20 protein-coding genes and 1 pseudogene are annotated in these 19,452 nt (G+C 48.4%); 7 read left to right on the top strand and 14 right to left on the bottom strand.

What is annotated here, in order from left to right; genetic code table 11:
* Positions 1–48: 48 nt before the first annotated feature.
* A pseudogene (dinD, locus tag AB7D94_RS02455) lies at positions 49–708 on the top strand (DNA damage-inducible protein D); the annotation flags it as partial.
* Positions 709–737: 29 nt separating this feature from the next.
* Positions 738–923 (top strand): HesA/MoeB/ThiF family protein, encoded by a 186-nt coding sequence (locus AB7D94_RS02450; RefSeq protein ID WP_420264121.1) that lies wholly within the window; start codon positions 738–740, stop codon positions 921–923.
* Between the two features lie 291 nt (positions 924–1,214).
* Here AB7D94_RS02450 and AB7D94_RS02445 read toward each other — a convergent pair whose 3' ends face one another.
* From AB7D94_RS02445 to clpS, 5 genes are read right to left on the bottom strand one after another with little or no spacing between them, the layout of a single operon-like run.
* Positions 1,215–1,610, bottom strand: a complete 396-nt coding sequence (locus tag AB7D94_RS02445; RefSeq protein WP_420264120.1) for a CCDC90 family protein — start codon at positions 1,608–1,610, stop codon at positions 1,215–1,217.
* Positions 1,611–1,622: 12 nt separating this feature from the next.
* Positions 1,623–2,453, bottom strand: coding sequence for a dienelactone hydrolase family protein (locus AB7D94_RS02440; protein ID WP_420264118.1), 831 nt, complete (start codon positions 2,451–2,453; stop codon positions 1,623–1,625).
* Positions 2,444–3,121, bottom strand: coding sequence for a leucyl/phenylalanyl-tRNA--protein transferase (aat, locus tag AB7D94_RS02435; protein WP_420264117.1), 678 nt, complete (start codon positions 3,119–3,121; stop codon positions 2,444–2,446). The genes AB7D94_RS02440 and aat overlap by 10 nt, the downstream gene beginning before the upstream one ends.
* The gene (clpA, locus tag AB7D94_RS02430; RefSeq protein ID WP_420264115.1) at positions 3,122–5,374 is read right to left on the bottom strand and encodes an ATP-dependent Clp protease ATP-binding subunit ClpA; all 2,253 of its coding nucleotides are present in this window, start codon (positions 5,372–5,374) and stop codon (positions 3,122–3,124) included.
* Between the two features lie 24 nt (positions 5,375–5,398).
* Positions 5,399–5,707 (bottom strand): ATP-dependent Clp protease adapter ClpS, encoded by a 309-nt coding sequence (clpS, locus tag AB7D94_RS02425; RefSeq protein ID WP_420264114.1) that lies wholly within the window; start codon positions 5,705–5,707, stop codon positions 5,399–5,401.
* A 231-nt stretch (positions 5,708–5,938) separates the two neighbouring features.
* On the opposite strand from clpS, the gene serS reads away from it, so the two are divergent.
* From serS to AB7D94_RS02400, 5 genes are all read left to right on the top strand, one after another.
* Positions 5,939–7,225: a serine--tRNA ligase gene (gene serS, locus AB7D94_RS02420; RefSeq protein WP_420264113.1), complete on the top strand. Its 1,287-nt coding sequence runs from the start codon at positions 5,939–5,941 to the stop codon at positions 7,223–7,225.
* 26 nt (positions 7,226–7,251) lie between these two features.
* Positions 7,252–8,196, top strand: coding sequence for a hydroxymethylbilane synthase (hemC, locus tag AB7D94_RS02415; protein WP_420264112.1), 945 nt, complete (start codon positions 7,252–7,254; stop codon positions 8,194–8,196).
* A complete protein-coding gene (gene cobA, locus AB7D94_RS02410) occupies positions 8,177–9,733 on the top strand; it encodes a uroporphyrinogen-III C-methyltransferase (RefSeq protein ID WP_420264110.1) in 1,557 nt (518 codons plus the stop codon). Before hemC ends, cobA begins: the two co-directional genes overlap by 20 nt.
* Positions 9,708–11,129 carry a tRNA uridine-5-carboxymethylaminomethyl(34) synthesis GTPase MnmE gene (mnmE, locus tag AB7D94_RS02405; protein WP_420264108.1) on the top strand — a complete coding sequence of 474 codons (1,422 nt, stop codon included), beginning with the start codon at positions 9,708–9,710 and terminating at the stop codon, positions 11,127–11,129. Before cobA ends, mnmE begins: the two co-directional genes overlap by 26 nt.
* A 211-nt stretch (positions 11,130–11,340) precedes the next feature.
* Positions 11,341–11,973, top strand: coding sequence for a hypothetical protein (locus AB7D94_RS02400; protein ID WP_420264106.1), 633 nt, complete (start codon positions 11,341–11,343; stop codon positions 11,971–11,973).
* A 57-nt stretch (positions 11,974–12,030) separates the two neighbouring features.
* On the opposite strand, the gene AB7D94_RS02395 is transcribed toward AB7D94_RS02400, so the two are convergent.
* From AB7D94_RS02395 to AB7D94_RS02355, 9 genes are all read right to left on the bottom strand, one after another.
* Positions 12,031–13,614: a PAS domain-containing sensor histidine kinase gene (locus AB7D94_RS02395; RefSeq protein WP_420264105.1), complete on the bottom strand. Its 1,584-nt coding sequence runs from the start codon at positions 13,612–13,614 to the stop codon at positions 12,031–12,033.
* Positions 13,615–13,677: 63 nt separating this feature from the next.
* Entirely contained in the window at positions 13,678–14,334 is a 657-nt protein-coding gene (locus AB7D94_RS02390; RefSeq protein WP_420264104.1) for a TVP38/TMEM64 family protein, read from the bottom strand.
* Positions 14,318–15,136, bottom strand: coding sequence for an outer membrane lipoprotein carrier protein LolA (locus AB7D94_RS02385; RefSeq protein ID WP_420264103.1), 819 nt, complete (start codon positions 15,134–15,136; stop codon positions 14,318–14,320). The genes AB7D94_RS02390 and AB7D94_RS02385 overlap by 17 nt, the downstream gene beginning before the upstream one ends.
* Complete coding sequence (locus AB7D94_RS02380; RefSeq protein ID WP_420264101.1) at positions 15,090–15,533, bottom strand: hypothetical protein; 444 nt, start codon at positions 15,531–15,533, stop codon at positions 15,090–15,092. Before AB7D94_RS02380 ends, AB7D94_RS02385 begins: the two co-directional genes overlap by 47 nt.
* Positions 15,533–16,801, bottom strand: coding sequence for an AAA family ATPase (locus AB7D94_RS02375; RefSeq protein WP_420264100.1), 1,269 nt, complete (start codon positions 16,799–16,801; stop codon positions 15,533–15,535). The genes AB7D94_RS02380 and AB7D94_RS02375 overlap by 1 nt, the downstream gene beginning before the upstream one ends.
* 22 nt (positions 16,802–16,823) lie before the next feature.
* Positions 16,824–17,039 carry a DUF2283 domain-containing protein gene (locus AB7D94_RS02370; protein WP_420264098.1) on the bottom strand — a complete coding sequence of 72 codons (216 nt, stop codon included), beginning with the start codon at positions 17,037–17,039 and terminating at the stop codon, positions 16,824–16,826.
* Positions 17,027–17,344, bottom strand: a complete 318-nt coding sequence (locus AB7D94_RS02365) for a DUF4258 domain-containing protein (RefSeq protein WP_420264096.1) — start codon at positions 17,342–17,344, stop codon at positions 17,027–17,029. The genes AB7D94_RS02370 and AB7D94_RS02365 overlap by 13 nt, the downstream gene beginning before the upstream one ends.
* A 78-nt stretch (positions 17,345–17,422) precedes the next feature.
* Complete coding sequence (locus AB7D94_RS02360; protein WP_420264095.1) at positions 17,423–18,964, bottom strand: HD domain-containing phosphohydrolase; 1,542 nt, start codon at positions 18,962–18,964, stop codon at positions 17,423–17,425.
* Positions 18,961–19,332, bottom strand: a complete 372-nt coding sequence (locus AB7D94_RS02355; protein WP_420264094.1) for a response regulator — start codon at positions 19,330–19,332, stop codon at positions 18,961–18,963. The genes AB7D94_RS02360 and AB7D94_RS02355 overlap by 4 nt, the downstream gene beginning before the upstream one ends.
* Positions 19,333–19,452: the final 120 nt, after the last annotated feature.

Raw genomic sequence — 19,452 nt, 5'->3', positions numbered from 1 at the left:
ATGACATCTGCTACCCCCACTGTAAAGATGGGGTTTTCTTGACGCTTACAAATAGACGACATCATGCTTGACCGCTACGCCTGTTATCTTATCGCACAAAACGGTGACCCGCGAAAAGAACAGATAGCCTTCGCGCAAAGTTATTTCGCCATTCAAACGCGTAAACAGGAGCTTCTGGAAGAGCGAATAAATCTCATTGAGCGCCAGAGCGCCAGAGAAAAACTGGTTGCCACAGAAACAGAGCTTTCAAAGATAATTTATGAAAGGGGCGTTGATACTCAGGGATTCGGAAGAATAAGGAGCAAAGGGGACGCTGCGTTGTTTGGCGGGCATACTACGTTACATATGAAAAAGAAATTGGGTATTTCTGAAAACAGGCCATTAGCGGATTTTTTGCCGACTATCACTATAAAGGCAAAAGACCTGGCAACTGAAATTACCAACTTTAATGTCAGAAAAGACAACTTACAAGGAGAACCGCAGATTACCACTGAACACGTAAAGAACAATCAGGACGTCAGGACATTATTAGGAAAGAGCGGTATAAGACCTGAAAACCTTCCCCCTGAAGAAGATATTAATAAGCTGAAACGGAGGGTGAAAGGCTCAGACAAAAAGCTGTTGAACAACACCAAAACACTCGCCAGTATTACAAAAGGCAAAGGTAAAATAAGGTCCAGCAATGAGACAGCAGATGGCGGGATTTAATTCCTGACAATCAGGAGGTGGGGTTTCCCGTGCTGGGGGCGGTATCAGGGGTGCTGGGCTGTTTGATGGCAATTGAGGCACTAAAAATACTGACCGGCTTTGGCAGGCCGCTGCTTGGCCAAATGCTGATGTTTAATCTCTTTGACATGGAGTTCAAAAAACTCAGGATAATGCACGACCCCATGTGCGATGTCTGCGGCAAAAGTTACAGATAAACGAGTGCTTTGCCCAAACATCAGACAAAAGAATTCTTTTCGTCTATGTTCCTTAGTTGCCTATATGGTAAAGTAATAATTATGCGCAAAAAATCACGCTTCACAATTTGCCTTTATACCATGAAGCGGCACAAACAATGAATACACCGCAACAAAAAGAAATACACAGGACTCTGTGGCCGATGGATTTTCCTGATGTTATAATCCATACGACTGTAGAAGAGCGTGATGCACATCCATGCTACAAGGCCGCCAAAGCTGGCGATTCTGTTGCGGCTATTGCAGCTTATATTACTTAAAAAAAGCCTTAAACATGGCGAACATTGCAAATAACTGCCCGGCCCAGAAGAGAAATATCCACTTTAATGTCTCTGATTTGGATTTCTCTATTTTGAATTGCAGTTCAGATTTAGACGTCTCTATCTCTGCTTTTAGTTCAGACTTAGCCATTTCAAGGTCTTTTTTTAGCTCAGACTTAACAATCTCAATGTCTTTTTTTAGCTCAGACTTAGCCATTTCAAGGTCTGTTTTCGTGGTCAGCCGGTCTTCAACGATTTCCCTGAAGACCTCGGCTATCTCTTTGGCAGCCCTGTCGCTGAGTTCCGCACCCCTTAAGCGCTCGAATATTCTCAATGTATCAACTGACGTTACCATGTCTTCATTATACCGTATCCCCTGATATTTCAACAACCCGCATGTTTATTTGGAGAATATCTCTTTGAAGAACTCCTTTAACGCCACCCATGACCTTTTGTCGGCTTTTTCGTTATACGCCGCGCCCTTTGAGTTGTCTGTCCCTGCCTTTGGATTTGTATACGCGTGTACCGCGTTTCCATAGGCCGTCATATACCAGTCAACACCAGAAGCGCGTAGCTCCTTCTGAAGCGCCTCCACATCCTCTTTTGGCACGAATGGGTCATCAGCGCCGCGTAGGACAAGCACCTTTGCTTTGATTTTGCTGGATTTGCTGTCCGGCGTGTCAAGCCCGCCGTGGATGCTGGCAACTCCGGCAATATCCGCCCCATCCCTCGCAAGCTCCAGGGCCACCATCCCGCCAAAACAATACCCTATCACCGCTATGCGCCCCGTATCCACATAGTCCAATGTCCGCACGTAATCCAGCGCGGCCTTAATCCGCTCACGCATAAGTTTGCGGTCGCCCTTGTACTTGCCCGCCAATTTGCCTGCCTCATCGGCGTTTTTTGGCCTCACCCCTTTGCCGTATATGTCTGCCGCAAAGGCGACATACCCAAGTTCCGCTATGCGGCGCGACTGTTCCTTAGTGAAATCCCCCACGCCCATCCAGTCATGCACTATAATCACAGCCGGGCTTTTCCCCTGCGTTGCCTTGTTATGGCTGATATAGCCATCAAGGACGACATCGCCGTCTTTGTACTCTACCGCGGAGCTTGTAACCGCGCCGGTGTCAGAATATGCGGTTGAAATTGCCAGTAAAACGATTGATACGATTGAAAATATTGTCCTAAATATGGGTATTCCTCCTTGGTTAGTTAATAGATTTAGGGCCATTTGCCGGGTTGAACGGGAAGTTTCAGCGCACGCTCTAATAAGACTTTAAAGTCTCTGCGGGAGATTTCCCTTGCCCCAAGGCTCTTTAGGTGCTGCGTGACAACCTGGCAATCAATAAACATAAACCCCCACTCAATGAGCATCTTGACCAGCGCGGCAAGCGCGGCCTTTGAGGCGTTGGGTCTCAGCGCGAACATGGACTCTCCAAAAAACGCCCCCCCAAGCGCCACACCATATAATCCCCCAACGAGTTGGCCATTTGACCAGCTCTCAACCGAATGCGCATAGCCCGCCTCGTAAAGCCCCGTATAGGCCTCAAGCATGTCGTCGTTTATCCACGTCCCATTGCCGTCCTTCCTTTTTGCGTTGGCGCAGTTTTTCATTACGTCAACAAACGCGCGGTCAAGGGTTATGTCGAATATGTTTCTGTTTATCGTCTGGCGCATACTCCTCGATATTATAAACTCATCAGGAAACAACACCAGCCTTGGGTCGGGAGACCACCACAGGATCGGGTGTTCCTCCATGTACCAGGGGAATATCCCCATTGTGTACGCCTTAAGAATGCGCTCACGGCTGAGGTCCCCTCCTATGGCCAGAAGGCCGTCGTCTTCGGCCAGCTCAGGAGGCGGAAACAACAAATCTTCTGAAAGCGCAAAGACCGGCACTTACCTGTCTTGCGTCTCGTACGTGAAGTCAATCTTGCCGTCTATTATATCAACACAGACCTTGCCGCCCTTTTGAAGCCTGCCAAAGAGTATCTCCTCAGAGAGGGCCGTTTTTATCTCCGTCTGGATTACCCTGCCAAGGGGGCGCGCCCCGTAGCGTCTGTCGTAACCCTTTTCAGCAAGACGCTGCCTTGCCTCGTCTGAGACCTCTATTGATACCCTCTTTTTGTGGAGCTGCCCGATGAGTTCCCCGATGAACTTATCCACCACCAGAAGCATGATCTCGTGATTTAACGGGTTAAAATGTATCGTGTCGTCAAGGCGGTTTCTGAACTCCGGGCTGAATAACTTGTTCAGGGCGTCTTTTCCCTTTGAGGCCGTGTCTTTAGTCCTGTCGCCAAAGCCGATTGTGTTTCTGTCCATCTCCTGCGAACCGGCGTTTGAGGTCATGATAACTATGACGTTGCGAAAATCGGCCTTTTTCCCGTTGTTGTCTGTGAGGGTGGCGTAGTCCATTATCTGAAGCAGGATGTTAAACACATCGGGGTGCGCCTTTTCTATCTCGTCAAACAAGACGACACAGTAGGGGGTCTTTCTGATGGCGTCGGTAAGAAGCCCGCCCTGTTCAAATCCCACATAGCCGGGGGGCGCCCCGATAAGCCTCGCAACGGTGTGTTTTTCCATGTATTCGCTCATATCGAACCGGATAAAACTGATTCCCAGCGCCTCGGCCATCTGTTTGGCAATCTCTGTTTTGCCCACACCCGTAGGGCCGGTAAAGAGAAATGAGCCTGTTGGTTTGTCAACGGTGCCAAGCCCGGCGCGCGAGCGCTTTATCGCGGTAACAAGCGAGTTTATTGCGCCGTCCTGTCCGAAGACCTTGCTTTTTAACCGCGTATCAAGTGCCTTTAACTTATCGGCCTCAGTCGTGGTTACGCTCCTGACGGGGATTTTAGCGATCTTTGAGACAACTCGCTCTATTTCAAGCGGTCCAACTGTGTGATGGTCAGGGGAGTTGAGTTTCAGATATGCCCCAGCCTCGTCAATTACGTCTATGGCCTTGTCGGGCAGGAATTTGTCATTAATATACTTCGCCGACAGCTCTGAGGCAACCCTTAGCGCCTTTGACGTATATTTTACGTTATGGAATTTCTCGTAACGGGATTTCAGCCCGTTTAATATCTTATATGTCTCGTCAATTGTGGGTTCGCCAAGTTCAATCTTCTGAAACCGCCTTGAGAGCGCCCTGTCCTTATCGAAATAATTCTTGTACTCTTCATATGTGGTTGCCCCGATGCAGCGCAGTTTGCCTGAGTTAAGGGCCGGTTTCAGGATATTTGAGGCATCCAGCGAGCCACCGCTTGTGGCCCCCGCCCCGATAACCGTGTGGATTTCGTCTATGAACAGTATTGCGTTTTTCATCTTTTTCAGCGATTCAATCGTCGCCTTGAGGCGTGCCTCAAACTCCCCGCGAAACTTAGTCCCCGCTATCAGCCCGCCCATATCCAGTAGAAATAGTTTTGCGTTTTTCAGCGGTTGCGCCACCTCCTGCTGATGTATCCTGAGCGCAAGGCCCTCGACAATGGCCGTCTTGCCCACGCCCGGCTCGCCTACGAATACGGGGTTGTTTTTCTTGCGCCGGCTGAGGATTTGTATCATTCGCTGAAGCTCGGAGTCTCTGCCCACTATTGGGTCTATATCGCCTTTTGCGGCCTTGTCTATCAGGTTTACTGTAAATTGCTTTATCGGCTGGTGTGAAGTCTTCACGGCAGGGTCGGCGTCCTCGTTTTCCGGGTGCCCAGGGTCATCTGTTGACGGGCCTTCCTTTGATATCCCGTGTGATATGTAGTTGAGGACGTCCAGTTTGGTGATGTTTTCTTTTTTCAGAAAATAGACCGCATAGGAGTCGGTCTCAATAAAAATAGACGCGAGCAGGTCCCCTGCGTCCACCTCCACCTTGCCGGAGGACTGTATGTGCGCCAGCGCGCGCTGCAAAACCCTGTGAAAGCCTACCGTCGGCTGTGGAAACTCGTCCTTCTCTGATGATATTTTCGGTATCTTCTCACCGAAAAAATCCCTCAGCATGAGCTTCAATTTATCTACACTGCCGCCGCAGCTTGTGATTATCTCTATACCCTTTTCATCGTGCAACACCGCAAACAGTATATGCTCTATTGACAAGTACTCGTGGTGCCTGCCCTTGGCCTCCCTGATTGTTGCCTCAAGGCTGATTTCAAGTTCTTTATTTATCATGCTTTGTCCCGCTTAGCTTTTAAGTTATTCCTCTTCCATCATGCACATCAGAGGAAAATCGTTTGTTTCGGCCAGCTCACGCACGCGCGCCACCTTTGTCTCGGCAATATCCCGTGTGTAAACGCCGCAAAGTCCGCTGCCTTGCTTATGTACATGCAGCATTATCTGTGTCGCCTCGGCCGCGGTCTTGTGAAATATCGTCTCCAGCACCGTCACAACGAAATCCATCGTTGTGTAGTCGTCATTGAGCAGATACACCTTGAACATTGGCGGCAGCTTCAGCTTGTTTGCCGTCATGTCCTCAAACAGCTCTCTGAACTTCCTTTCAGGCATAGTTCTATTATTCAAAAAAACATTATCTAAAGTAAAGCATTAATTCACGATGGGATTTATTCTGACCTAAAAAACGAAGCGGCCACAGGGCAAATCAATCTAATTCCAGACATTTATAGATCAAGCATAGTGACATAGATGGCATGGGTAGAAATTATGCTGAGGCATGTGTATTTTGCCATGAGATAAATTTAACTACCACGCGGCCCCGGTTTTATAGTATAATGGACGATGCTTGATATTAGGTTTATACGTGAAAATCCTGACCTTGTCAAAGAGGCGCTTCACAGCAGAAACTGCGCTATCAACATCGGCGAACTCCTCCAACTGGAAGACAATCGCAGGGAGCTTCAACAAGCAATTGACGAACTCAGAAACAAGCGCAATATCATCTCCGAGGAAATCGGCATGATGAGGAAACTCCAGCTTAAGTCTGACCACAGCCTCGACATGGCCAAGGATAAGACCGCCGAGGTGAAGGAAGTCTCAGATTTACTAAAATCACTTGAAGAAAAGCTAAAATCAAAAGAGGAGGCAATTGCCTCTGTCACCATGATTATACCTAACATCCCCCACGCCACCGTCCCCATCGGCAAGGACGAGACTGCCAACGTGGAAATCAGAAAATGGGGCGAGCCTCGCCAGTTTGACTTCCAGCCGCTTAACCACTGGGACATCGCCAGGTCGCTTGATATTATAGACTTCGACAGGGCGGCTAAGATTTCAGGGGCGCGGTTTGCTATTATGAAAGGCTACGGGGCGCGGCTTGAGCGTGCCCTTATGAACTTCATGCTTGACCATAACGGCGTGCGCGGCTACAAGGAGATATTTCCTCCCATATTGGTCAACCGGCAGAGCATGACCGGCACGGGGCAACTGCCCAAGTTTGCCGAGGAGTTGTTTCGCATAGTTGACCCGGAGTTTTATCTCGTACCCACCGCCGAGGTGCCCGTTACAAATATCCACGCAGGGGAAATCCTCAAAGAAGAGGAGCTGCCGATTTACTATACCGCATATACGCCGTGTTTCAGGCGTGAGGCCGGCTCCTACGGCAAAGACACAAGGGGCCTTATCAGGCAGCACCAGTTTAACAAGGTTGAGCTTGTCAAATTCGTCAAACCAGAGCACTCCTACGACGAGCATGAGTCCCTGACAGAAGACGCCGAAGACATCCTCCGGCAGCTTGGCCTCCCACACAGGGTAATGCTGCTATGCACGGGAGACATAGGGTTTTCCGCGGCAAAGACATATGACATAGAGGTCTGGATGCCCGGGCAGACGCAATACAGAGAGATATCCTCGTGCTCAAATTTCGAGGATTTTCAGGCGCGGCGCGCTAAAATACGCTTCAAGCGGGGCGATAAAAAAGGTACCGAATTCGTGCACACACTAAACGGCTCAGGGCTTGCCATAGGAAGGACTGTGGCCGCTATTATAGAAAATTTCCAGCAACAAGACGGCTCTATCGTAATACCTGAAGTCCTCAGGGCCTACATGGGTGTTGACGTCATCAAATAATCAAAGGTAGAGGATTCTATAATTCAATGGAAATCACAATAGGAACCCGCGGCAGCAAGCTGGCACTGTGGCAGGCGCAATGGGTCAAAGGGCAGCTTGAGCAGATTGCGCAGGGGATTGCCGTAAATCTCAGAATTATAAAGACCACAGGAGATAAGATTCTCGACGTGCCGCTTTCGAAGGTCGGCGGCAAGGGGCTTTTCGTAAAGGAGATAGAGGAGTCGCTGCTGAGGGGAGAGTCCGACATAGCAGTCCATAGCATGAAGGATGTGCCGACAGATTTCCCCGATGGACTTCACCTTGTGGCGATATGCCAAAGGGAAGACCCGCGTGACGCCTTCGTAGGCAGACAGGGCATTGGTAGTTTTGACGCCATGCCCGATGGCGCGGTGCTGGGGACAAGCAGCCTCAGGCGCTCCTGCCAACTTCTCAACCTGAAACCAAATCTAAAGATAATGCAACTCAGGGGAAACCTTGATACCCGGCTGCGAAAACTCGACGAGGGGTTGTGCGACGCTATTATCTTAGCCGCAGCCGGAATGAAGAGGCTTGGCGTACAGGCCAGGATAACCGAAATCCTTCCCGTAGATATAAGCCTGCCGGCAATAGGCCAGGGTGCCGTCGGCATAGAATGCCGGTCTGATAATGCTTCGCAATCTAAAGATAAACTAATAAACAGCCTCGCCGCGCGGTTAAATCACAAGGCAACGGCGGTCTGCGTGCGTGCTGAGCGAGCGTTCTTAAAACGGCTTGAGGGCGGCTGCCAGGTGCCCATAGCGGCCTATGCCACACTCGACCCCGGCGGGAAACTCCATATTGCCGGTCTGGTGGGAAGCGTTGACGGCAAGGTGATGATTCGCGGGTTTATGGAGGGTGATTCTGAGTCCATCGGGGTTGCCCTTGCTGATGACCTCATCAGGCGCGGCGCTGGTGATATACTGCGAGAGGTCTATGAAAACAACAAAGGGTAAGGTCTTTCTTGTCGGGGCCGGCCCGGGCGACATCGGGCTTCTTACAATTAAGGCACAGAGGTGTATCAAAAAGGCGGACACCATTCTCTATGACTTTCATGTAAACAACCGCCTCCTTAATCTTGCCAGAGAGGGGGCGGAGCTGATATACGCTGGAAAACGCGGCGGGCGCCACGAAATGACACAAGACGACATAAACGCGTCCCTGTTAGCAAAGGCCCTTGAAGGAAACAACGTATGCCGGTTAAAAGGAGGCGACCCGTTCGTCTTCGGACGCGGTGGCGAGGAGGCCGAGTTCTTAGTCTCACACGGCGTTGATTACGAGATAATCCCCGGCGTAACCTCCGCAATCAGCGTTCCGGCCTATGCGGGGATTCCCCTTACGCACCGCAAGTACTCATCGTCCTTCGCGGTAATAACGGGCAACGAAGATGAGACAAAAAAAGACAGTAAACTCAACTGGCCTGCTATTGCACAGGGTTTTGATACTCTGGTTTTCTTAATGGGTGTAAAAAACATAGACTACATAACGTCAAATCTGATAAAACATGGGAGAGACCCGCTCACGCCCGCGGCCATAATAAGATGGGGCAGCCGCCCTGAGCAGGTTACTTTAACCACTACGCTGCGGGATATTTCAGAGACCGCAAAGGGTCAAAAAATCAGGCCGCCCGCCGTCATGGTCGTAGGACAAACCGTCGGCCTGAGAGATGTCTTAACATGGTATGAGAAGAAACCCCTGTTCGGGCAGCGCATCCTCATAACCAGACAATACACCGACGACTACGAGCCATTAGAGGACCTTGGGGCTGAGATATTCGAATTCCCGACAATAAAGACCGTCCCCCCGGATTCTTTTGAGACGCTTGACGCGGCGATAGATAATATAGAGATGTATGACTGGATAATTTTTACCTCCTCAAACGGTTTTAAATATTTCTTTGGCCGCCTCACTGCAAAGAATAAGGACATCAGGGATTTAAAGGGGATAAAACTCTGCGCCATAGGCGAAAAAACCAATGAGACACTGAGGGGCTACGGACTGATGACCGCGGTCGTGCCGGAGGAGTTCAACGCCGAAGGATTAATAGCAACATTTACGGCTGACGGGGCAGAGGCAATAAGAGGGAAGAGGTTTCTCCTGCCGCGGGCTGAAAAGGCGCGGGAGGCATTCCCCGACGCCGTGAGAGAGTTAGGTGGGCATATAGACACACCCGCCGCGTACAAGACAATAAAACCGCGGGCACACGGTAAGAGGCTTGAGCGGTTCCTCAGAGAAGGCAAGATAACCATGGCCACATTTACAAGCGCCTCATCATTTAACAATTTACAGGAATTCCTTGGAGCTGAAACCACCGGGCTGCTCAGAGAAGTTACCATCGCCGTCATCGGCCCTGTAACCAAAAAGGCCGTCGAAAAGGCTGGTCTGACTGTCAGCATCATGCCGGAGGCGGCAACCATTGACGCACTGGTTCAGGCCATAATTGCGGAGGCGGAGGCACTGCCGTCCGATGTCAGATATAAACCTTTCAGATGATACCATAGCGGGCATCTCAACCCCACCCGGAGTTGGCGGCATCGGGATTGTCAGGATAAGCGGCTGGGATGCCGTAAATGTCGCAGAGAGGATATTTTCCTCACCAAAGGGCAAGGAAATTGCGTCAATGCCCTCGTTTACCATGGCCTATGGATTCATAATAGACCCCGAAAAACGAGAAAAAATTGACGAGGCGCTGTTAAGCGTGATGCGCGCCCCAAAGAGCTACACAGCAGAGGATGTCGTAGAGATAAACTGCCACGGCGGCCTGTTCACTGTGAGTAAGACGCTGCAACTGGCTATAAAGGCGGGGGCGCGGCTTGCGGCACCCGGTGAATTCACCATGCGCGCATTTCTAAACGGCAGGATTGACCTCGCACAGGCCGAGGCCGTATTGGACATTATCAACGCGGCCACACACAAAAGCGGCCAGCTTGCCCTTGAGCAGCTCTCCGGCGGACTGTCATCGAACATATCGCCAATCATTGACGAACTTATCTCAATGTGCGCTGAGGTGGAGGCACAGATAGACTTTCCCGAGGACGACATCCCGTCGTCAGATAAATCCATGCTGATGGATAAGATTAATTCGATGGTGACGGCCCTGATGACACTTTCGGAGTCTTACTCGTTCGGGAGGTTCTATCGGGAGGGCCTGTCAACGGCCATCGTCGGCAAACCCAACGTTGGAAAGTCCTCTCTGTTAAACGCCTTACTAAAGAGAGACCGGGCTATAGTGACCCCTCTGCCGGGTACAACAAGGGATACGATAGAAGAGGCCATAAACATCAACGGCCTGCCCGTGAGGATGGTGGACACGGCGGGAATCAGAGAGGGCCACGAACTTGCCGAGGCGGAAGGTATAAGCCGCTCAATTGCCGCAATAGAGGCCGCGGCGCTGGTCATCACGGTCTTTGACGGAAGTACCGCGTTTACCACCGAAGACGATGAGATATTAAGGGCAACAGCGGGTAAGGACATAATCATCGCCATCAACAAGGCCGACAAACAGATGGTCTATAACAACGGTTATATTGTGGATAAATACAGACGCGCAACAAATCAGGACACTGAGGTAAAGATTGTAAACATCTCCGCACTCAGCGGCGATGGACTGGATACTTTAAAAGAAACCCTGTATAGCCACGTAATGGGAGGCAGCACACCGGAGGCCGGCGAAGGCGCAATAGTAACAAACCAAAGACACAAAGGCGCGCTCGATGAGGCGGCCTCTGCCCTGATGGCCGCCCAAAAATGCCTGAGCGCTGATGCCCCCTATGAAATAACCGCCATTGAACTGCGAAACGCACTCAACGCCTTAGGGCAAATCACAGGAACCATAACAACCGGCGACATTCTCAACAGGATATTCAGTGATTTTTGTATTGGCAAATAACTATTCCCGCGGCTTGACAGCGGCGCAAACCCACTTTTGACTATCGGCCATAGTTTACTGTATAATATACACGTCGGGTGAGCCTTCATTGAAGGCCTAAAACACCCGATTGATATTGGCCGGGTGGTATAAGCAGGGTGGCATAAACAGGGTGGTATAAACAGGAATCTGGCCGTATCGTAAGTTTAACAGTTAACAGGAGGATAAGCCATTGAACTACACGAAGGGAGAAACAAAGGGTGGAAAGACAGTAAGCTGGTTGTTGCTTTTACTTACCGCGGCTGTCCTGACGGTAAGTTTGTCGTCTCCTTGTTTTAGCGAATCAAAGAAAGGTGCGGGAAAAGGAAAAGAAAAGGAAATATCTAAAGAGGAGACATTCGCGTATATAAAAGAGAGATGCACGATTGATAATGATAATGCCGAGACGAAGGATAATGTATTTCTTGAAGGGTGTATGTTTATTTCCGAGACCAGGTCATATGACAACACCTCCTATATGCACAGACGCTATGCCCCGTTGGACAAGTTAAACCCCGAAAGTCCTACCCCCGGAGTGTGGCCTTCAACCAACGGCGTAAAATACGGTCTAATCGCCAACAGTATCAGCTACACTACTTCGGATGAGGCCCCCCTCATTAAGTATATTGTTGATGGGTCGAAGGACAGATATCACAACGAATTGATGCAAAACTATGGTTATTTTCAATGTGAGAGCGAAACTAAGGCAAAACAGGCCGCTAAGGCACTTAAGCACTTGATAAAATTGTGCGGCGGCACTGTGAAAAAAGACCTCTTCGACGACGAGGAGACTAAGCAAGACAAGGAGACTAAGCAAAAGGATTAAAGACGAAGGGGGGTAACCCCCCTTCACCCGTATCTCGCACACGTTTTATCTATTGATCTAATCGCCTATGGGAAGCTCTATCGTAAAACATGCCCCGGCCTTTGCGTTAGATGCGTATATCTTTCCCGAAAGGTTGTTTTCCACGATCATTTTTGACAGGTATAGGCCGATGCCGGTTCCCTTGTCGTGTTCTTTAGTCGTAAAGTAAGGCGTGAATATTTTATTCAATATATTTTCAGGTATTCCCCCGCCTGTGTCGCTGATGGTTGTTATCAGTGTGGCGTTGTCGGCTAACATCCCAAACGATATTTCTCTTGGCTTTGGGGCTGTTTTTAACGCGTCTCTTGCGTTATTGACGATATTAAGGATTACTTGTTTGAATTCATTTTTGTACGTTGACACGAAAATCTGTGCTAAATCGGCTGGTTGGTTTGGGTCATAGGAAGAGCCGTTTATCAGCGCTGAAATGGAGTGTATTTTTAGCTGTCCCCATGCTATCGAAAGCACTTCTTTCACGCCTTGTACCGCATCAAAGACCTCTTTCGTCTTTGCCGGTTTGAAATAATTTCGGAAATCGTCTATCGTCTTGGTCATGTAGTCAATCTGCTGCATTGAGTCTGTAACGGCATCCGCCATGAACGATTTGTCGCACTCATCATTGTCGAACGTGTCGGCGAGGTCCTGAATAATCAGGCACAGGGAATTCAGGGGCTGTCGCCACTGGTGCGTGATTGCCTCAATCATCTCGCCCATAGAGGCCATTTTTGCCTGCTGTATGAGAATTTTCTCTTGTTTTACCCGCTGTTCGACCTCCTGCTCAACCCGTTGTTCAAGATGTGCCGCAAGCTCTTCCAGAGATTTCGTTTTTTGTCTGAGTTCGTTTTCCATCTTAGTGCGCCACGTAATATCCCGAAAGAACCATATTCTTCCATAGTTGCCGCCGTCTTGTGACGTTACATAGGCCGAATGCTGGGAAAATATCCGGCCATCTCTGACGCACAGGGCGGCACTGTTAGTGTTATGTCCTGGGGCTGCCGCGCAATCGGCGTCTGTTATGAAATCCTCAGGGTTTTCAAGCCTTGTCTTTAAGAAATCCAGAAGCGGCCGACCGTCTTTGCTATCTAACAGGTCCGCCGGTATGTCCCACATCTGGCAGAACAGGGAATTGAAACTTGATATGTTGTGGTGCTCATCAAGAAACAGGATTCCATCTATTGACGCCTCCTGCTGGGATTTCAGCATGGAGTTGCTTCGTATGAGTTCGGCCTCCATCTGTTTTCGTTCGCTGATGCCCACGCACGAGCCAATATAGCCGATGAACGCACCATCCCCATTATAGCGTGGCGTACCGGTGTCCAGTACCCATCGGAAGACATCGTCCTTGCGTCTGAGCCTGTACTCGGCCTTGAAGGGAGTGCACCCTGAAAGGGCGGCGTTGAATGATTCGCAGTAGCTCATGTAGTCATCCGGATGTATGCCTTCCATCCACCTGCCCCCGCGTTCCTCCTCAAGTGTCCTGCCCGTGTAGTCCAGCCATACCCTGTTGAAATAGCAGCGCTCGCCGTGGACGTCCGATGTCCATATGAATACGGGGGCTGAGTCGGCTATCAAAAACTCATCGCCTTGCTGATCGTTTCTCATCTTTAGTTTTTCTCCAATGCGCTCTGTATTGTACAATAAAGCGATAAATATTTGAAATTGCCGTCAGGATTTCGTTCTGTTGCTGTTTTTTAATTTTTTTATCACATGGGGCAGGGCACCCAGGCCTGCTATGGCCATAACTGCCGCGATGAACCCCCCGTGTAGCGGCGTCAGTATTTTACTGCCCATGTAGGTATATAAAAAACTCACCGGAAGGAGCGGAATCATGCTGGCAATAAAAAAATCCCGAAACCCCACGCCGGAAATGCCCGCCCAATAGCTCACAATATCCCATGGAAGCTGAAACAGCCTCATAGACAACACCGCCCGCCGTGCATTTTCCGCCGCCCAACGGTCAAGCCTCCTAAGGGCTTCGCTCACGCCCGTCAGCCGCACTATCGCATCCCTGCCAATCCATCTGGCAAACCAGTACCCCGTCATGCTCGACAACACACCCGCGAATGCCACATATAACGCGCCATTGAATGCCCCGAACAAAAGCCCCGCCACGATTGAAAGCCCCATCGTCGGTATGAAAAATAACAGCGGGCGCAGCGCACAAACCGCTATAAACACCACCGGCGCAGTGCCGCCATATTCAGCCGCAAAGGCGCTTATCCCCGCAGGGTTCAGCCTGTCGTAGTACATTATGCAAAATACTACAAGCGCGGCTATCACGGCGGCTTTTAATACAGTACCGATATTACCTGTTTTTTTCATCCGGCTTCGTGTGGTCTCGCACCCAGACTTCCTTTGGAAGTTTCAGATAAAACGTGTCTATGTCAAATGGCGGGTTTTTTTTGACATCCCTTAACGAAGTCATGTACTTGTCGCCTTTTGGCGTGGTCAGCTCAAACCCGGCGGGGATGCCCGTGGAGTCGTTAAAATATATTACTATTGATGTGAGGTATCTCAAAACCATCTCAGAAATCGGGATAAGCCTGTAGATAATGAGGCCATTTTTTAAATAAATCTCTGTACTGAATTTCTTCTCCAGCTCCGAAATATCCCCCCACATAGTGGAAGAGAAAAAAGCCATTGATTGTTTGGCCGCGATATTGGCCTCTATGTCGTATATATCGGCCTCCTTTTCGACTGGCTTATATATGGTTATCGTCTTTTCGTCAATGATGGTTACTGTCCTTTCGGGCCTTACGGCCTCCCATCTGAGCCCGCGTGGGGTTTTCCTGATGATCACGGTGCCTTCTGATTCGATTGCCTTTTTCAGCATCGCAAGGTGCTTTGTCTGATATACGGCCGCCGAGACGGCGTCAATACCGCTGAGCAGGTCTTTAATACGGCGGGTTAGTTTTATCTTATCTTCGGGTGAAACCGCGTTGTCGGAGTCCGAAAGCTCTGCGGGCAGGCTGAATTTAACATCCGGGGCGGCAACCGCGGGGGCGGCGATTATAAGGCAAAAGGCAACAAGGAGGATTGCCAGTCGAAGGGCCTGCATAAGCCGCCTGTACACTTTTTTACTCCGGTTCCACAAACTGAATAGTTCCTTTTTTGAGATTGCCATTCTTGTATCCTCTTAACAATTTTTCAAATCGCAATTTTTGGTGATAGTCTTTTGTCGTAGGGGTAGTTACCTTTGTTAATACTATTCTTGCGTTGATTTTGCAGCCAGTTATTTTATCTGATAATAACGTTAAGGATTGAGTTATCTGCTCTATAGCATGAGAGAGATTCTTTCCTTTGAGTTCTACAAAATACGCCACGTTGTCATCACAATTAATTATCAGGTAATCGCACCGCATTCCATCGGTAATAAGGCATCCATCAACATCAATCTTACAAATATATTTTTCCGGCGCATTATTAAGCGTGTACTTAGATCTTTTTTGCTCGACGACAATTATCCTGCGATTGTCGCATTTAGAGCACTTATGGTTTTTGAAATTGTCGCAGCTCATCACTATGGGTCAATATCAAAGAGTTTACTATACACCTCGTCAATAATTTGAGAGGCGCTGTCAATCTCTTCTGTTTTTATCAGCTTATACTCTTCATCAATAATTGACCTAACCCGACCCTTGTCAACAAAATAGGCATCTAATCTGTCAGGATTAATCCACAATTCTTTGCTGACAATAGAGTTGACATCCGGCACCCCTTTTTTATAAATGGTGTATGCGTAGAGTAAATTATTAAACGAAGACAGGATATAAGGGCTATGCGTGGTTATGATTATCTGATTGTTATTTAAATTGGATAATAAACAAATCAAATCAATAATGTCTTTTTGAGTCTCAGGGTAAAGGTGTGCCTCCGGTTCTTCAAACACTGAGAAGAAATCCTTGTCTTCCTGTATTATTTCACGTATAAACAATAATATCCATATTGCCTCTTGCTGGCCAGACGAGGCGAAGGATAGTCTGGTATGACCTGTGTTACTAAAATAAAGTCTATCTTCATCATCTTCAAAGCGATATGTTGCTTTTAGAATTTTCAAAATAACGTCTTGTGCTGCTTGTGTCAGTTTTGTTTGTTTATGCGCGCGAATAGTCGGAAATAATGAGAAGATCGTCTTTGAAATATTTATCCTCTCTACAAACTGAGCCATCGTAAGATCAAGTGCTCTAAAATCAATGTTTTGTCTTTGGTCAGATAATATTGAGAGAAGACTCCTTCCAGCAGGAAAAAAGACTACATCCCGCTTGTCTGAAAATAATTCATTAGCTAAGTCTTCAATTTCTGATTCAAAAAATGCTTCTTCAAATCCGATCGAATAAAGCTCACTCGAAGACAAAAACTTGGGATCTTTTGCATGATAATTAGACGCATAAGATTTTACCTTATTAATAATTTCTGTAAAGATCTGGCGAAATGCCTCGCTGAAATGGTAAACGCAATTTCCTTCTTCAATAGTTATTTCTATATCCACACCTTCTTTATATTCATACTTGAGATATGTATTGGATAGATGCCGTATCGGACCGAAAATAGCCACAAATTGTACATCTGCTGCTCTATCAAAATTATCTATTGATACTTCAAAGTTCTTTTTTTTGATTGGTGATAAAACATATCTAAACAACTCATATTTTAACGATTTAAAGAAATATACCGCCTTGCTGATTGTGCTTTTGCCGCTTGCTTGTGGGCCGATGAAGAGCATTATGTCGTTGATATTTAAATCAACCTCTTCTATTGGCCCGAAATTCTTTATAATTAATCGCTGCATAGTTTTCCTTTTTGCATGATGTTCATACTATTGCCACCTCAAGCGGTATTGAGTGTACTTCTTGCGGGTTATCTTTTTTTAGGTAATTCAGCTTTTCAAAACCTATTATATCACCGTTTGCGTCTTTCTTTATTATAATGCCGCCGCCTATTTCCTCGTTCACACATGGTTTCGGCGCGCTGAACCATACGTCTAACGTATTGCCAATTTTATCATAAGTTATAGTTATCTTTTCCATATTTTCTCTCCTTCTTTAACCTTATCGGTTATATATGCCGTTATTATAAATCCATCGCCGTTCAAATGCCGGACAACTACACAGATAAAATACTTATCCAGTGGTAAGTAATAAAGGCATACGTTGTCGTCTTCAGAACTCCTTCGTATCTCAATAGGGTTTAAAAGACATTCCCTTACTTCTACTTCTTTATTTTCTATCTCAGGATGCTTAGTCTTTGTAATCAAATCCCAATGACGATATGTTGTTCTGATTGCCCTCCCCGATACTGCCTCTACTACAAATTTAATTTCTCTCTTTTCCATTTATTACTGCCTCATGCGTATTTAGTATACCTAGTAGTGTTTATATTTTCAAGACAAATCTCTAAATAGATTGCTGTTTCAGTTATTCTTCAGCTCCTCAAATATCTCCAAAAATTTCGAAACTGTGTTTTTGAACGCCTCAAGGACTTGCGGGTCGAAGTGGTGGGGCATTACGCGGCCGTCTCCTTCTGTCAGGATTTTATATGTGGTCGCCGCGTCAAAGGCGGGTTTATAGACGCGCGGGTTTATCAGGGCGTCAAATATGTCGGCAAGGGACACGATACGTCCCTCCAGCGGGATATCCTCCCCTTTCAGGCCATTGGGGTAGCCGCTGCCGTCCCATTTCTCATGGTGCGTCCGGGCTATGCTTGCCGCCATTGACAGCCTGTAGTGGCTGCCTATTATCTTGGCGCCGTATGAGGAATGCTGCTTCATCTCCCTCCATTGTGCGGTCGTTAACTGCCCGGGTTTTTTCAGGATTTCCGCCGGTATATGAATCTTCCCTACATCGTGAAGCGTTGCCTGAAGGGTAATGGTCTGGATGAACCTTGCGTCCATGCCCAGATACTCCGCTATCGTTGCTGAATAACGCCCAACGCGCAGGATGTGATTTCCCGTGTCCTCGTCGTTACTCTCTGCCGCCCTCGCAAGGCTGTAAACCATATACTCAAAGGCGTCTTCTGTCTCATGCACCTGCGACGAGAGATTCTTTAGAAACAGGCTCTGTACCACAAAATTATTCAGCACCGAGGCGTCGTATGAAGACACCGTGTAGCCATAGTTTATCGCAAAGATACACAGCGAGGCGCTGACGTAGGAGACGACATTGTCTATCTGCAGCACGGTGTGGCGTATCTCATTTAAGAACGCGGCAAGCTCAGGGCTGTCCGTGTCGCCGGCGTTTAACACCGATGTGGCGGAGCTGCCCCTATCAGGTATGGCAAGCAGGCCTTCATAGCCGCCCGGCAGTAACTGCGACTCGATTATTCCGCCAGTCATCCCTTCGTTATATTTATATACGCGCCACTGCCAGTCCTTGTCCTTGTCGTTGCATATTCCTACGATAAACGCCTCCGGCCTGGCGTCGTCTTTCGTCTTTTTTCTTAACGTCTGCTTCATTATCTCGTCTATTGATGTGTGGAAATCGAAACTCACAGGGTCAAACCTGTGCATCAGCGACTCACCGTAGGTCGTCAGGGTTACCATGTCGTTGTAGGCAAAACTCAGCCGGTCATTAAGCTCCTTCATCGAGATAAGCATCCTGACGCGCGCCAGCACCTCGGCAAAATTAAACGGTTTGCTTAGGAACTCCTCCGCCCCCGCCTCTATTCCCTTTATGCGTTCCTTCTTGTCCGTCAGTGCCGTCATCATTATTACGGGTATGTGCCGCAGCCTTTCATTCCCTTTGATTGCCCTGCATACCTCGAACCCGTCCATATCGGGCATCATCACGTCCAGCAGGACAATATCCACGCAGGTGGAGCATATCACGTCCAGGGCCTCCACGCCGCCTGCGACCATGAGCATCTCATAACCCTGCGGCCTTAGGAATGCCTCAAGGAGCTGGAGGTTAACTGGCTCATCGTCAACACAGAGGATTTTCTTTCTCTTGTCTTTCATGGCTGTGATATATAATCCTCTACGATTGCCGGAAGCCGCCTCGTATCTATGGGTTTGGATATGTAACCGTCAAAGCCGGCCTCAAGTATGTTCTCCCTGTCTCCTTTCATGGCATATGCCGTAACTGCAACGGTCTTGATACCCTGCGTGGCTGGGTCAAGCTTCAGCGCTTTCACGGCCGCCAGGCCATCCATTACAGGCAGTTGTATACCCATAAATATCAGCGCTGGCAGGGCCTCCCTGGCCGCGCGAACAGCCTCTTCACCATTTGCCGCCTCGATAATATCATACCCGTGGTAGCTCAGTACCGCCCTCATCAGCAGCCTGTTGTTTTCGTTTTCCTCGACTATCAGTATCTTTGCCCTCATAACCTTTGCCCTATACTAAATTGTGTTCATAAAAGTAACTATTTTTTTTCAAGTCTGTCATTCCAGCCTACGAGCGGCAGTCCAGTCCTCACACCGTCTCCTGAAAGACTGGATTCCTGC

The sequence above is a fragment of the Candidatus Magnetominusculus dajiuhuensis genome (genome assembly GCF_046044395.1).
Lineage (GTDB): Bacteria > Nitrospirota > Thermodesulfovibrionia > Thermodesulfovibrionales > Magnetobacteriaceae > Magnetominusculus > Magnetominusculus dajiuhuensis.
The sequence above is the reverse complement of the archived record's forward strand: the minus strand, read 5'-3'. Positions and strand labels throughout refer to the sequence as shown.

What these genes read in the sequence shown, in the direction of transcription:
- AB7D94_RS02370 (WP_420264098.1), bottom strand. Translation starts at nt 17,039, where the DNA reads ATGGAAAAGATAACTATAACTTATGATAAAATTGGCAATACGTTAGAC.
- cobA (WP_420264110.1), top strand. Translation starts at nt 8,177, where the DNA reads ATGAAAACAACAAAGGGTAAGGTCTTTCTTGTCGGGGCCGGCCCGGGC.
- clpA (WP_420264115.1), bottom strand. Translation starts at nt 5,374, where the DNA reads ATGATAAATAAAGAACTTGAAATCAGCCTTGAGGCAACAATCAGGGAG.
- clpS (WP_420264114.1), bottom strand. Translation starts at nt 5,707, where the DNA reads ATGCCTGAAAGGAAGTTCAGAGAGCTGTTTGAGGACATGACGGCAAAC.
- serS (WP_420264113.1), top strand. Translation starts at nt 5,939, where the DNA reads ATGCTTGATATTAGGTTTATACGTGAAAATCCTGACCTTGTCAAAGAG.
- AB7D94_RS02390 (WP_420264104.1), bottom strand. Translation starts at nt 14,334, where the DNA reads ATGAAAAAAACAGGTAATATCGGTACTGTATTAAAAGCCGCCGTGATA.
- AB7D94_RS02385 (WP_420264103.1), bottom strand. Translation starts at nt 15,136, where the DNA reads ATGGCAATCTCAAAAAAGGAACTATTCAGTTTGTGGAACCGGAGTAAA.
- AB7D94_RS02365 (WP_420264096.1), bottom strand. Translation starts at nt 17,344, where the DNA reads ATGGAAAAGAGAGAAATTAAATTTGTAGTAGAGGCAGTATCGGGGAGG.
- mnmE (WP_420264108.1), top strand. Translation starts at nt 9,708, where the DNA reads ATGTCAGATATAAACCTTTCAGATGATACCATAGCGGGCATCTCAACC.
- AB7D94_RS02375 (WP_420264100.1), bottom strand. Translation starts at nt 16,801, where the DNA reads ATGCAGCGATTAATTATAAAGAATTTCGGGCCAATAGAAGAGGTTGAT.
- hemC (WP_420264112.1), top strand. Translation starts at nt 7,252, where the DNA reads ATGGAAATCACAATAGGAACCCGCGGCAGCAAGCTGGCACTGTGGCAG.
- AB7D94_RS02440 (WP_420264118.1), bottom strand. Translation starts at nt 2,453, where the DNA reads ATGGCCCTAAATCTATTAACTAACCAAGGAGGAATACCCATATTTAGG.
- AB7D94_RS02395 (WP_420264105.1), bottom strand. Translation starts at nt 13,614, where the DNA reads ATGAGAAACGATCAGCAAGGCGATGAGTTTTTGATAGCCGACTCAGCC.
- AB7D94_RS02360 (WP_420264095.1), bottom strand. Translation starts at nt 18,964, where the DNA reads ATGAAAGACAAGAGAAAGAAAATCCTCTGTGTTGACGATGAGCCAGTT.
- AB7D94_RS02355 (WP_420264094.1), bottom strand. Translation starts at nt 19,332, where the DNA reads ATGAGGGCAAAGATACTGATAGTCGAGGAAAACGAAAACAACAGGCTG.